This is a genomic window from Pantoea sp. Acro-807 (assembly GCF_011752675.1).
GTDB lineage: Bacteria > Pseudomonadota > Gammaproteobacteria > Enterobacterales > Enterobacteriaceae > Pantoea > Pantoea eucrina.
Window position 1 is genome coordinate 65,614 of record NZ_VWXE01000007.1, and the last position, 13,716, is coordinate 79,329.

The following is a 13,716-nucleotide window of genomic DNA, read 5'->3' on the forward strand; positions in this document are numbered from 1 at the left end:
AATAGACCTGCATCCGTATGCGGGTGCGAACAGGAAAACAGGTAACAGAGAGCGATGAATACACAACAACTGGCAAAACTGCGTTCAATTGTGCCCGAGATGCGACGCGTCCGGCACATCCACTTTGTTGGCATCGGCGGTGCCGGCATGGGCGGTATTGCCGAAGTGTTGGCGAATGAAGGATATCACATCAGCGGATCCGATCTGGCGCCCAACGCGGTGACCCAGCATCTTGCTTCGCTGGGGGCGACTATCTATTTTAACCATCGTCCGGAGAACGTCACCGACGCGAGCGTGGTCGTGGTGTCAACCGCGGTGGCGCAGGATAATCCCGAGCTGGTGGCGGCGCGCGAGCAGCGTATTCCGGTGATCCGCCGCGCAGAGATGCTGGCCGAGCTGATGCGTTTCCGCCACGGCATCGCCATTGCCGGTACGCACGGTAAAACCACCACCACCGCCATGGTCACCAGTATCTACGCGGAAGGTGGCCTGGATCCGACCTTTGTGAACGGCGGCCTGGTAAAAGCAGCAGGCACGCATGCGCGGCTGGGTACCAGCCGCTACCTGATTGCTGAGGCGGATGAGAGCGACGCCTCTTTCCTGCATCTGCAGCCGATGGTCGCCATTGTGACCAACATCGAAGCGGATCACATGGATACCTATCAGGGCGATTTTGAGAACCTGAAACAGACCTTTATCAATTTCCTGCACAATCTGCCGTTCTACGGTCGCGCGGTGCTCTGTGTGGATGATGTCGTGATCCGCGACCTGATCCCGCGCGTGGGTCGCCAGATTACCACCTACGGCTTTAGCGACGATGCGGACGTACGGGTAGAGAACTATGAGCAGCGCGGTGCGCAGGGGCATTTTACCCTGCGCCGGCATGATAAACCGCTGCTGCAGGTTACTCTGAATGCACCAGGCCGCCATAACGCCCTTAACGCGGCGGCAGCCGTAGCGGTCGCCAGTGAGGAAGGCATTGAGGATGCGGCCATTCTCGCGGCGCTGGAGAGTTTCCAGGGCACTGGTCGCCGCTTTGACGTGCTGGGTGAGTTTGATACTGCTGCCGTAAACGGCAAGCCGGGCAGCGCGATGCTGGTTGACGACTATGGTCATCATCCGACCGAAGTGGATGTCACGATCAAGGCAGCGCGCGCCGGCTGGCCGGATAAAAAGCTGATGATGGTGTTCCAGCCGCATCGCTATACCCGCACCCGCGATCTGTTTGACGATTTCGCCAGCGTGCTCTCCCAGGTGGATGTACTGCTGATGCTGGAGGTCTATCCGGCCGGAGAGGCACCGATTCCGGGTGCCGACAGCCGTTCGCTCTGCCGGGCAATTCGCAGTCGCGGCAAAGTCGATCCGATTCTGGTGACTGAGCATGACGCCCTGCCGGATGCGCTGGCTCCCCTGCTGTCAGGTGACGATTTAGTGATTGTGCAGGGCGCAGGCAACATCGGCAAAATCGCGCGCCGGCTGGCTGAAAGCCAGCTGCAGCCTGCACCGAACCAGGAGGCGCGTCATGGCTGATAAAGTCGCCGTATTAATGGGCGGCACCTCAGCAGAGCGCGAGGTGTCACTGAATTCAGGCAGCGCAGTGCTGGCTGGCCTGCAGGAAATGGGCGTTGATGCGCACGGTGTGGATACTCGTGATGTATCGGTGCTGACGCTCAAAGAGCAGGGGTTTAACAAAGTCTTTATTGCGCTGCACGGGCGCGGTGGTGAGGATGGTACGCTGCAGGGCGTGCTGGACTTTATGCAGCTACCCTACACGGGCAGCGGCGTGATGGCCTCTGCTATCACCATGGATAAATTGCGCAGCAAGCTACTGTGGCAGGGCAGGGGACTGCCGTCAGGCAAGTTTATCTGGCTGACCCGGGAGCAGTATCAGCAGGGAATCGATGCGCAGACCGCTACCGCTATTGACGCGCTGAGTTTACCGCTGTTTGTTAAGCCGAGCTGTGAAGGCTCCAGCGTAGGCATCAGCCGGGTTGAGCGCGCTGACGATCTGCCAGCGGCACTGGATGAAGCGTTTCGCCACGACAACGATGTACTGATTGAAGCTTTTTTAAGCGGTGATGAGTATACCGTGGCAATTGTCGGGGAAGAAATCCTGCCATCCATTAAAATTAAAACAGCCAGCGCTTTCTATGACTATGAAGCAAAATACATTTCTGACGATACTCAGTACTTCTGTCCCAGCGGTCTGAGTGCAGAAAAAGAAGCTGAACTGCAAAAGCTGGTGCTGGCTGCCTGGCAGTCGCTGGGCTGCAGTGGCTGGGGACGCGTGGATGTCATGACCGATAGCGAAGGCCGTTTTCAGCTGCTGGAGGTCAATACGTCGCCGGGCATGACCAGCCATAGTCTGGTTCCGATGGCGGCACGGCAGGCGGGTTACAGCTTTCCGCAGCTGGTAACGCGTATCCTGGCGCTGGCTGACTGATATGTCTCAGGCAGCGCTACGCGTACGCAACCGCGAACCTCAGGAGCGAGCCCGCACCGGGCGCAGCAACGGCGCACGGCTGTTTGGCATTGTGTTTCTGCTGCTGGTGCTGGGCACCATGATAGCCGGTGGCCTGGTGGTCCTGAAGTGGATGAATGACGCTTCACGTCTGCCGCTATCAAAGCTGGTCGTAACGGGGCAAACCCACTACACCACGCATGATGATATTCGCCAGGCGATTCTGTCACTGGGCGCACCGGGGACCTTTATGTCGCAGAATGTGGATATCATTCAGCAACAGATTGAACGATTACCCTGGATTAAACAGGTCAGCGTGCGCAAGCAGTGGCCTGATGAGCTGAAGATAAATCTGGTGGAGTATGTTCCGGTTGCACGCTGGAACGACTCGCACATGGTAGATGCCGATGGCGTCTCCTTCAGCGTTCCGGCCAGTCATGTCGGCAAAGAGAATCTGCCGATGCTCTATGGACCGGAAGGCAGTGAAAAAGAGGTGCTGGCGGGTTATCACTCCCTGCGGGATGTGCTCCAGGCCAGCAAGTTTACCCTGAAGGTCGCGTCGATGACGGCGCGTCGCTCATGGCAGCTGGTCACCGGGGACGATATCCGCATCGAACTGGGACGGAGCGATACCATGAAGCGTCTGAACCGTTTTATTGAGCTCTATCCGGAGCTGCAGCTGCAGGGCCAGAATGAAAGCAAGCGTGTTGATTATGTTGATCTACGCTATGACTCTGGCGCCGCAGTAGGCTGGGTTCCGGCACCGATTGAGGCACAGGACAGTAATCAGCAACAGAACCAGGCACAGGCTAAACCATAATGATCAAGGCAACGGACAGAAAACTGGTAGTAGGACTTGAAATTGGCACCGCGAAGGTTGCCGCCCTGGTTGGAGAAATTCTGCCTGATGGTATGGTCAATATTATCGGGGTGGGCAGCTGCCCGTCGCGGGGTATGGACAAAGGCGGCGTAAACGATCTGGAGTCGGTGGTGAAGTGCGTACAGCGCGCCATCGATCAGGCGGAACTGATGGCGGATTGCCAGATTTCGTCGGTCTACCTTGCTTTATCGGGCAAACACATCAGCTGTCAGAACGAAATCGGGATGGTTCCGATTTCCGAAGAGGAAGTGACTCAGGATGATGTGGAAAACGTTGTCCATACGGCTAAATCAGTGCGCGTACGTGATGAGCATCGCATTCTGCATGTCATCCCGCAGGAGTATGCCATTGACTACCAGGAGGGCATCAAGAATCCGGTGGGCTTATCCGGCGTCCGTATGCAGGCCAAAGTACATTTAATCACCTGTCACAACGATATGGCGAAAAATATCGTAAAAGCAGTTGAACGTTGCGGACTTAAAGTTGACCAATTGATTTTTGCCGGACTGGCTTCCAGCTTTTCTGTCCTGACAGAAGATGAACGTGAGCTGGGCGTCTGTGTTGTCGACATCGGTGGCGGTACAATGGATATCGCGGTGTATACCGGCGGCGCGCTGCGTCATACCAAGGTGATCCCCTATGCCGGGAACGTTGTGACCAGCGATATCGCCTATGCGTTTGGTACACCGCCTACTGACGCTGAGGCGATCAAAGTACGCCACGGCTGCGCGCTGGGATCGATTGTCGGCAAAGATGAGAATGTAGAAGTGCCAAGCGTAGGCGGACGTCCGCCGCGCAGCCTGCAGCGTCAGACGCTGGCTGAAGTCATTGAGCCGCGCTACACCGAACTGCTGAATCTGGTGAACGACGAGATTCTGCAACTGCAGGAGCAGCTGCGCCAGCAGGGTGTGAAGCATCATCTTGCTGCCGGTATTGTATTAACCGGCGGCGCGGCGCAAATTGAAGGTCTGGCAGCCTGCGCACAACGCGTGTTTCATACGCAGGTGCGTATCGGCCAGCCGCTGAATATTACGGGCCTGACCGACTACGCTCAGGAGTCTTACTACTCCACGGCGGTGGGCCTGCTGCACTATGGTAAAGAGTCACACCTGAACGGTGACGCAGAAACAGAAAAACGTGCTTCAGTTGGCAATTGGTTTAAACGAATCAACAGCTGGCTGAAGAAAGAGTTTTAATTTTGATAAAAGGAGATCATGCTGGCAATGTTTATGATCTCCAGGCGAACAGGCACATAACGGAGAGAAATCATGTTTGAACCTATGGAATTAACCAATGACGCGGTGATTAAAGTCATCGGCGTCGGCGGTGGCGGTGGCAACGCCGTAGAGCACATGGTGCGCGAGCGTATCGAAGGTGTGGAATTCTTTGCTGTAAACACGGACGCTCAGGCGTTACGTAAAACAGCGGTCGGCCAGACGATCCAGATCGGGACCAATATCACCAAAGGTCTTGGCGCAGGGGCTAACCCGGAAGTCGGTCGTACCTCAGCGGAAGAAGATCGCGAAGCACTGCGTTCTGCGCTGGATGGGGCAGACATGGTGTTTATCGCAGCCGGTATGGGCGGCGGTACCGGTACCGGTGCTGCGCCTGTTGTCGCTGAAGTGGCTAAAGATCTCGGGATTCTGACCGTTGCTGTCGTGACCAAGCCGTTCAACTTTGAAGGCAAAAAACGTATGGCGTTTGCTGAGCAGGGTATTGCTGAGCTCTCCAAGCACGTTGACTCCCTGATCACCATCCCGAATGACAAACTGCTCAAAGTGCTGGGCCGCGGTATCTCGCTGCTGGACGCTTTTGGCGCAGCAAACGATGTACTGAAAGGTGCGGTTCAGGGTATTGCTGAACTGATTACCCGTCCGGGTCTGATGAACGTCGACTTTGCAGACGTGCGTACTGTGATGTCAGAAATGGGTTATGCCATGATGGGCTCTGGCGTGGCGTGCGGTGAAGATCGTGCTGAAGAAGCTGCTGAAATGGCAATTTCCAGTCCGCTGCTGGAAGATATCGACCTCTCTGGCGCACGTGGCGTGCTGGTCAACATCACTGCCGGCTTCGATCTGCGTCTGGATGAGTTTGAAACCGTCGGTAATACTATCCGCGCATTCGCTTCTGACAATGCGACCGTGGTTATCGGTACCTCACTGGATCCAGAGATGAATGATGAGCTGCGTGTCACCGTCGTGGCCACCGGCATCGGTATGGATAAGCGTCCGGAAATCACTCTGGTGACCAATAAACCTGCTTCGCAACCGGTTATGGATCACCGCTATCAGCAGCACGGCATGGCGCCGCTGCCGCAGGAGCAGAAACCTGCTGCGAAAGTTGTTAACGAACAGCCGGCCGCTTCCGGTAAAGAGCCTGACTATCTCGATATTCCAGCGTTCCTGCGTAAACAGGCAGATTAAGAATAAGCTGATAATTGGGATTTCCCGCTCTTTGTGCTAAAGTCTTCGCCCGCCGGTAATTTATACTGGCGGTCGGATGGTAATATTGCGAGATAATGCGATGATCAAACAAAGGACACTAAAACGTATTGTTCAGGCGACTGGCGTCGGTTTACATACCGGCAAAAAAGTCACGCTGACTTTACGCCCTGCGTCGGCTAACACCGGGGTCATCTATCGTCGCACCGACTTGAATCCACCGGTTGATTTCCCGGCTGATGCAAAATACGTGCGCGACACCATGCTGAGTACCTGCCTGGTGAACGATGAAGGCGTACGTATTTCAACGGTAGAACACCTGAACGCCGCGCTGGCGGGTCTGGGTATCGATAACATTATTGTGGAAGTCGATGCACCAGAAATTCCAATTATGGATGGCAGCGCAGCACCTTTCGTCTACCTGCTGATGGATGCAGGTGTGGAAGAGCTTAACAGCGCGAAAAAATTTGTACGCGTTAAGCAGGCGGTACGGGTAGAAGATGGTGATAAGTGGGCTGAGATCAAACCGTATAACGGTTTCTCGCTCGATTTCACTATCGATTTCAAACATCCGGCTATCGATTCAAGCTCGCAGCGTTACCAGCTCAACTTCTCGGCTGAGGCATTTGTCCGCCAGATCAGCCGTGCGCGCACTTTTGGCTTTATGCGTGAAATTGAATATCTGCAGTCTAAAGGCCTGTGCCTGGGCGGTAGTTTAGATTGTGCGATTGGCCTTGATGATTTCCGCGTGCTGAATGAAGATGGCCTGCGCTTTGAAGATGAGTTTGTACGGCACAAAATGCTGGATGCTATCGGCGATCTGTTTATGTGTGGTCACAACGTGATTGGTGCCTTTTCGGCGTTTAAATCAGGCCATGCGTTAAACAACAAGCTGCTGCAGGCTGTCCTGGCGAAACAGGAAGCCTGGGAGTGGGCCACCTTCGAAGATGAAGCTGAGCTGCCGCTGGCGTTTAAAGCACCTAATTTAGTCCTGGCTTAACAGCCGGTCATAAGAACGGCGGATACCCTGACACTCTCTCCGGTCAGCGGTATCCGCCGTTTTTTTTCGCCTCTCTGATGGCGTGGAAGCCCGCCCGCAAAATGCCCGCCTGTCTGGTGAAATGCTGTACGAAAAGCGTGAAATCCGCCGTAAGCCGCCCGATCTCTGCTGTGGAAGCCGTACATAAGTGCTATTATCTGGCGCTCATATAAGCGGGCTGACAGCATGTCAGCCGCATGGATGTGTTATTAACGTTGCGGACGGATTGTGATCGGACTCTTTTCACGCTGGCGACAATTAGGCAGGCGCTATTTCTGGCCACATCTCCTGCTGGGGATGGTGGCGGCCAGTCTGGGCCTGCCTGCCTGCGCGCAAAACGCCGAGCCTTCCGCCAGCGACTCCCCGGTCAGCAGCCTGTTCACCGGCAATGTGGTTCACTTTGATCACCTGATCCGGCTGCAGGAGAGCGCCCGCCGGCCTGGCGCTAATGTCGATTACTGGCATCAGCACGCTATCCGCACGGTGATCCGCCACCTCTCATTCAGTCTGTCACCGGCCACCGAAGCTGAAGCTGAAATCGCGCTGCCGCTTGCCGTACAGAAGCTGGCGCTGATTGATTCGCTGCAGGCGCTGCTGACATCGCCTGTGCAGCCGCAGCCCGCGCATCTGACACTGCCGTACGCCTGCTATCACTCTCCGATAGCTCATGCCGTTGCTGACTGGCAGGCTACCAGCGATGGTATCCGCGCCGGACCTTTCGTTGCCTGATTACGCCCCCTTTTCCCCTTTTTAAGAGTTAACCGGCCGCGATATCCCGGCTGATAAGAGAAAAATTGAACATGTTAATCAAACTGTTAACGAAAGTGTTTGGCAGCAGCAACGATCGTACGCTGCGCCGCATGCGCAAAGCTGTAGATGTCATCAATAAGATGGAACCTGAGTTCGTCAAACTGTCAGATGATGAACTGAAAGCCAAAACCAATGAATTCCGCGCGCGTCTGGAAAAGGGCGAAGCGCTGGAGAGCCTGATCCCGGAAGCGTTCGCCACCGTACGCGAAGCGAGTAAGCGCGTATTTGGCATGCGCCACTTCGATGTGCAGCTGATTGGCGGTATGGTGCTGAATGAGCGGTGCATTGCGGAGATGCGTACCGGTGAAGGTAAAACGCTGACCGCCACGCTGCCCGCTTACCTGAACGCGCTGAGCGGCAAAGGCGTGCACGTAGTTACCGTCAACGACTATCTGGCACAACGTGATGCAGAGAACAACCGCGCGCTGTTTGAGTTTCTGGGCCTGAGTATCGGTATCAACCTGCCAGGCATGCCTGCGGTTGCCAAGCGTGAAGCTTACGCGGCTGATATCACCTACGGCACCAATAACGAATATGGCTTTGACTACCTGCGCGACAACATGTCATTCAGCCCGGAAGAGCGCGTACAGCGTAAGCTGCACTATGCGCTGGTGGATGAAGTCGACTCCATTCTGATTGATGAAGCGCGTACGCCGCTGATTATTTCGGGTCCGGCGGAAGATAGCTCCGATCTCTATATCAAGGTCAATAAAATCATCCCGCACCTGGTTCGTCAGGAAAAAGAAGATTCTGACAACTTTCAGGGAGAAGGCGACTTCTGGGTCGATGAGAAAGCGCGTCAGGCGCACATGACTGAGCGCGGCCTGGTCAAGGTTGAAGAGCTGCTGGTCAGCCAGGGCATTATGGAAGAGGGCGAGTCGCTCTACTCGCCAACTAATATTATGCTGATGCATCACGTCACCGCTGCGCTGCGTGCGCACGCGCTCTTCACGCGTGACGTCGACTATATCGTTAAAGAGGGTGAGGTCATCATTGTTGATGAGCACACCGGCCGTACCATGCAGGGGCGCCGCTGGTCTGATGGTCTGCATCAGGCTATTGAAGCCAAAGAGGGCGCGGATATCCAGAATGAGAACCAGACGCTGGCGTCCATCACCTTCCAGAACTACTTCCGTCTGTATGAGAAGCTGGCCGGTATGACCGGTACGGCGGACACCGAAGCGTTTGAATTCAGCTCGATTTACAAGCTCGACACTATCGTGGTGCCAACCAACCGTCCGATGGTGCGTAAAGACATGGCCGATCTGGTCTACATGACCGAGAAAGAGAAGATCGATGCCATCATTGAAGATATTCGTACCTGTACGGCAAAAGGCCAGCCGGTGCTGGTGGGGACTATTTCGATTGAGAAATCAGAAGTGGTCTCTAATGAACTGACGCGCGCCGGTATTAAACACAGCGTGCTGAACGCCAAATTCCACGCCAGTGAAGCCGATATTGTGGCGCAGGCAGGCCAGCCGGGAGCGGTGACTATCGCGACCAACATGGCGGGTCGCGGTACCGACATCGTGCTGGGTGGCAGCTGGCAGGCTGAAGTGGCCGCGCTGGAAGCGCCGTCTGAAGAGCAGGTGCAGGCGATTAAAGAGGCGTGGAAACTGCGTCACGATGCCGTACTGGCCTCAGGCGGTCTGCATATCATCGGTACTGAGCGTCATGAATCACGTCGTATCGATAACCAGTTGCGCGGCCGTGCCGGTCGTCAGGGCGATGCCGGCTCTTCTCGCTTCTACCTCTCTATGGAAGATGCACTGATGCGTATCTTCGCCTCCGATCGCGTTTCGAACATGATGCGCAAACTCGGCATGAAGCCAGGTGAGGCGATTGAGCATCCGTGGGTGACCAAAGCGATCGCAAACGCGCAGCGCAAGGTTGAGAGCCGCAACTTCGATATTCGTAAGCAGCTGCTGGAGTATGATGACGTCGCAAACGACCAGCGTCGTGCTATCTACAGCCAGCGTAATGAACTGCTGGATGTCTCTGATGTGTCTGACACCATCAACAGCATTCGTGAGGATGTGTTTAAGGCGACGATCGACACCTATATTCCGCCGCAGTCGCTGGAAGAGATGTGGGACGTGCCGGGCCTGGAAGAGCGTCTGCGCACCGATTTTGATCTCGATCTGCCGGTTGCTGAGTGGCTGGATAAAGAGCCGGATCTGCATGAAGAGACGCTGCGTGAACGGATCATGACCCGCGCGCGCGAAAGCTATGCGGCGAAAGAAGAGGTTGTCGGCACCGAAATGATGCGCAACTTCGAAAAAGGCGTGATGCTGCAGACGCTGGATTCGCTGTGGAAAGAGCATCTGGCGGCGATGGACTATCTGCGTCAGGGGATCCATCTGCGCGGCTATGCCCAGAAAGATCCCAAGCAGGAATATAAGCGCGAATCCTTTGCCATGTTTGCGGCAATGCTGGAGTCACTGAAGTATGAAGTGATCAGCACGCTGAGCAAGGTTCAGGTGCGGATGCCGGAAGAAGTTGAAGCGATGGAGCAGCAGCGTCGCGAAGAAGCTGAACGTCTGGCACAGCAGCAGCAGCTGAGTCACGTGGATGATGAAACCGCCGCCGCCGAGGCGCTTGCCGCCCAGGGTGGTGAACGTAAAACCGGGCGTAACGATCCCTGCCCGTGTGGCTCGGGCAAAAAGTATAAGCAGTGTCACGGCCGTCTGGCCTGACCCTGAAAAGGAGCCTGCGGGCTCCTTTTTTTTACGGTTATGACGCCGTTCAGGACGGGTTATTAACATCCGCGCCGCGCTGTTTTACACTTTGCGCACTTTGATAATAAAGCGGGATCAACTCTATGAAGCACCTGCAGGTCGCAGTCGGCATTATCCGTAATGCCAGCCGCCAGATTTTCCTTGCGCAGCGCGCAGCCAGCTCTTATATGGCAAACAAATGGGAGTTCCCCGGCGGAAAAATTGAACAGAATGAAAGTGCGGAGCAGGCGCTGAAGCGTGAGCTTATGGAGGAAACCGGTATTGAGGTGACCCGTGCGACCGCAATCGGCCAGGCTGACCACGCCTATGATGACCTGCGCGTCACGCTGCATTTCTTTCTGGTGGAAGCGTGGCAGGGTGAGCCATGGGGACGCGAGGGGCAGCCGCAGCGCTGGGTAGCGCAGCGCGATCTTATTGCAGAGGAGTTTCCGGCTGCAAACCATGCGCTGATTGCCCGTCTGGTGGCGGACGAACTCTGAAACAGGGGCGCGATGCCCCTGCTGTTTTATTGCTGCTCTTCACTCCACTCATCGCTGTCGGTCTGGTCGCCACTGCTGGGAATGCGTTTTTCCTCTGCGGCCCATTCGCCAAGATCAATCAGCTGACAGCGTTTGCTGCAGAACGGACGCCACGGGCTCAGTTCATCCCACATCACATCTCTGCCGCAGTTCGGGCAGGGTACGGTAATCATCTCTTCCGGCATAATATCCTCTAACAGCAGGCCAGTTCAAAATTCAGGCGGGCAGGCACCGCGCCCTGTTCGCTATCCAGCGGCAAAAAACGAATAGCGTAACGGCTTTTATGACCTGAAATCTGCGGATAGAGCGCATCTTCCAGCGTCAGCCGCAGCCGCAGCAGGTCTGCTCCTTCAGCATTGTCCTGATAAAATCCATTCAGGCTGGTCTGATGACGAAATACGCCAGACTGGCGGATAAGATCGAGGATCATCATCAGGCTGTTACGCAGCGGCTCAAGCGATGCCAGCCAGCCAGCTACCTGCGTATCGCGCAGCGTCTGCTCCTGGTGCAGCCAGATGTGCAGGCCAGGTAAATCAAAACTGCAGCAGCCGCCGGGAATGCTGAGACGCTGACGTACCAGCGATATCAGCCGATCGTCACGCAGATGCTGGCCCATACGCGGTGCGCTCAGCAGCTCAGCGGAGAGCTGTTTAAGGCGGTTGCTGAGCTGGCTTACCGTCTGCTCATCAACACCGGGCACATCCAGCCAGGCGCGCAGTTTCTGCTGCTGACGCTCCAGCTCTTTAAGCAGCTCGGTCCGCATATCGCCGCGCTCAAAAATATCCAGCAGGTCGGCAAGAATGCGAAACACGCCCAGTGCGGCAACGGAATGATTCACCGGTACCGTTTCATGCAGCTGATTGAGTAAAAACTCGACGCGCAGCCAGGTGCGCATCTTCTCATTCAGCGGATGCTCAAACAGAACAACTGTACTCATTATCTTAATCCCGTCCGGTTGCTGCCAGGCGCAAATAACGCTGGTGAAGTTCAGCAACCCGCGGCAGCACCTGTTCGGGTGTGCCGCTATTATCAATAATATCATCGGCGCAGGCGAGGCGCTGTTCGCGGCTCACCTGCGCAGCAAGAATACGTTGTGCCTGGCTCAGCGACACGCCGTCGCGCTGACGCGTACGCTGCAGCTGAACCGCTTCATCTACATCGACCACCAGCACGCGATCGGCCTGGCGCTGCAGGTTGTTTTCAATCAGCAGGGGAACCACCCACAGAACATAAGAGGATGACGCCTGCGCCCTGAGCTGTTGAGTACGGGCATTAATCAGCGGATGCAGCAGCTGATTAAGCCAGTTTTTCTCCTGCGGCTGCTGGAAAATAATCTCCCGCAGACGAGCGCGATAGAGCGTGCCTTCTGCCGTCAGAATGGATTCGCCATGGCGTTTTACAATCGCCTGTAGCGCTGGCGTGCCCGGCTCTACCACCTCGCGGGCGATCACATCAGCATCAATGATCTCCACGCCCAGAGCGGCAAAGGCGTTAGCGACGGTGCTTTTACCACTACCAATGCCGCCGGTAAGCGCAACGGTAAACAGCATATTTTTCTCCCGGTATGCAGCGCATCAGAGGGCGGCAGTGTCACAAAAGTGAGAAGGCGATCACATACTTAGCGATCGGCTAAATTTACCGGATTGTAGCGTAAGTAAAGTGAAATTCGCACCCTTGCCACCGCCGTTATGGCGCGTATGATAACGACACTGGAGCCGTGAGCGCTACCCGAACTGCGGTTCGTTTTCACTAACCAGGACCCTCTGCTATGCGTATTGAAGAAGATATCAAACTGGGCTTTAAAGATGTGTTAATCCGCCCGAAACGCTCAACGCTCAAAAGCCGTTCTGATGTTGAACTGGCACGCACCTTTACCTTTAAGCACTCCGCTCTGGAGTGGCGCGGCGTGCCGGTTATCGCGGCAAATATGGATACCGTTGGCACGTTCACCATGGCAGAAGCGCTGGCTGGTTTTGAGGTGCTTACTGCAGTTCATAAACACTATAGTATTGATGCATGGCAGGCGTTTATCCAGCGCGTGCCCGCTTCCGTGCTGAAGTACGTCATGGTGTCAACCGGGACCTCAGAAGCGGATTTCACTAAACTGAATGCGATTCTTGCTCTCTCGCCGCAGCTTCAGTTTATCTGCATCGACGTGGCGAACGGCTATTCAGAGCACTTTGTTGCGTTTCTGCAGCGTGCGCGTGAACGCTTTCCGGATAAGACCATCTGCGCCGGTAACGTCGTGACGGGAGAGATGGTGGAAGAGCTGATCCTGTCAGGTGCGGATATTGTCAAAGTAGGTATCGGCCCGGGATCGGTCTGCACAACGCGCATCAAAACCGGCGTCGGTTATCCGCAGCTGTCGGCGGTGATTGAGTGCGCCGATGCCGCGCACGGTCTGGGCGGACAGATTGTCAGCGACGGCGGCTGTTCCGTGCCGGGCGATATTGCCAAAGCGTTTGGCGGCGGCGCTGATTTCGTCATGCTGGGCGGTATGCTGGCGGCGCACGATGAGTGTGAAGGCACGCTTGTGGAAGAGCAGGGCGAGCAGTTTATGCTGTTTTATGGCATGAGCTCTGAATCGGCGATGAAACGCCACGTGGGCGGCGTAGCGCAATACCGTGCGGCGGAGGGCAAGACCGTACGGCTGCCGTTGCGCGGGCCGGTTGCAGAGACCGTCAAAGATATTCTGGGCGGCCTGCGTTCAGCCTGTACCTACGTTGGCGCCGAACGTCTGAAAGAGCTGACCAAGCGTACAACGTTTATCCGCGTGGCAGAGCAGGAGAATCGCGTTTTCAACCGATAAACCTTCCGGACGGGCGCAGC

At 55.8% G+C, this 13,716-nt stretch carries 13 protein-coding genes; 10 read left to right on the top strand and 3 right to left on the bottom strand.

Annotated elements, in window-relative coordinates; genetic code table 11:
* Nucleotides 1–54: 54 nt before the first annotated feature.
* The 9 genes from murC (at nucleotide 55) to mutT (ending at nucleotide 10,848) form a co-directional block, all read left to right on the top strand.
* Nucleotides 55–1,530, top strand: coding sequence for a UDP-N-acetylmuramate--L-alanine ligase (gene murC / locus F3J39_RS15255; RefSeq protein ID WP_104085541.1), 1,476 nt, complete (start codon nucleotides 55–57; stop codon nucleotides 1,528–1,530).
* Nucleotides 1,523–2,443: a D-alanine--D-alanine ligase gene (locus F3J39_RS15260; protein ID WP_039382584.1), complete on the top strand. Its 921-nt coding sequence runs from the start codon at nucleotides 1,523–1,525 to the stop codon at nucleotides 2,441–2,443. Before murC ends, F3J39_RS15260 begins: the two co-directional genes overlap by 8 nt.
* 1 nt (nucleotide 2,444) lies before the next feature.
* Nucleotides 2,445–3,281, top strand: coding sequence for a cell division protein FtsQ (gene ftsQ / locus F3J39_RS15265; RefSeq protein ID WP_166714355.1), 837 nt, complete (start codon nucleotides 2,445–2,447; stop codon nucleotides 3,279–3,281).
* Nucleotides 3,281–4,537, top strand: coding sequence for a cell division protein FtsA (gene ftsA / locus F3J39_RS15270; RefSeq protein ID WP_039382588.1), 1,257 nt, complete (start codon nucleotides 3,281–3,283; stop codon nucleotides 4,535–4,537). Before ftsQ ends, ftsA begins: the two co-directional genes overlap by 1 nt.
* A 72-nt stretch (nucleotides 4,538–4,609) precedes the next feature.
* Entirely contained in the window at nucleotides 4,610–5,764 is a 1,155-nt protein-coding gene (gene ftsZ / locus F3J39_RS15275; protein ID WP_039382590.1) for a cell division protein FtsZ, read from the top strand.
* A 100-nt stretch (nucleotides 5,765–5,864) separates the two neighbouring features.
* Nucleotides 5,865–6,782 carry a UDP-3-O-acyl-N-acetylglucosamine deacetylase gene (gene lpxC / locus F3J39_RS15280; RefSeq protein WP_039382593.1) on the top strand — a complete coding sequence of 306 codons (918 nt, stop codon included), beginning with the start codon at nucleotides 5,865–5,867 and terminating at the stop codon, nucleotides 6,780–6,782.
* A 267-nt stretch (nucleotides 6,783–7,049) separates the two neighbouring features.
* Entirely contained in the window at nucleotides 7,050–7,550 is a 501-nt protein-coding gene (secM, locus tag F3J39_RS15285; protein WP_039382596.1) for a secA translation cis-regulator SecM, read from the top strand.
* A gap of 71 nt (nucleotides 7,551–7,621) precedes the next feature.
* On the top strand, nucleotides 7,622–10,327 hold the full coding sequence (gene secA / locus F3J39_RS15290) for a preprotein translocase subunit SecA (protein WP_166714356.1): 2,706 nt from the start codon (nucleotides 7,622–7,624) through the stop codon (nucleotides 10,325–10,327).
* A 125-nt stretch (nucleotides 10,328–10,452) separates the two neighbouring features.
* Nucleotides 10,453–10,848, top strand: a complete 396-nt coding sequence (gene mutT / locus F3J39_RS15295; protein ID WP_039382599.1) for an 8-oxo-dGTP diphosphatase MutT — start codon at nucleotides 10,453–10,455, stop codon at nucleotides 10,846–10,848.
* Nucleotides 10,849–10,874: 26 nt separating this feature from the next.
* Here the strand turns inward: mutT and yacG are convergent, their stop codons facing one another.
* From yacG to coaE, 3 genes are read right to left on the bottom strand one after another with little or no spacing between them, the layout of a single operon-like run.
* Entirely contained in the window at nucleotides 10,875–11,072 is a 198-nt protein-coding gene (yacG, locus tag F3J39_RS15300; RefSeq protein WP_039382601.1) for a DNA gyrase inhibitor YacG, read from the bottom strand.
* A gap of 8 nt (nucleotides 11,073–11,080) precedes the next feature.
* Complete coding sequence (zapD, locus tag F3J39_RS15305; protein ID WP_039382603.1) at nucleotides 11,081–11,824, bottom strand: cell division protein ZapD; 744 nt, start codon at nucleotides 11,822–11,824, stop codon at nucleotides 11,081–11,083.
* Between the two features lie 4 nt (nucleotides 11,825–11,828).
* The gene (gene coaE, locus F3J39_RS15310; RefSeq protein WP_039382604.1) at nucleotides 11,829–12,437 is read right to left on the bottom strand and encodes a dephospho-CoA kinase; all 609 of its coding nucleotides are present in this window, start codon (nucleotides 12,435–12,437) and stop codon (nucleotides 11,829–11,831) included.
* A 218-nt stretch (nucleotides 12,438–12,655) separates the two neighbouring features.
* On the opposite strand from coaE, the gene F3J39_RS15315 reads away from it, so the two are divergent.
* Nucleotides 12,656–13,696, top strand: coding sequence for a GMP reductase (locus tag F3J39_RS15315; protein WP_145339470.1), 1,041 nt, complete (start codon nucleotides 12,656–12,658; stop codon nucleotides 13,694–13,696).
* The last annotated feature ends 20 nt before the right edge of the window (nucleotides 13,697–13,716 follow it).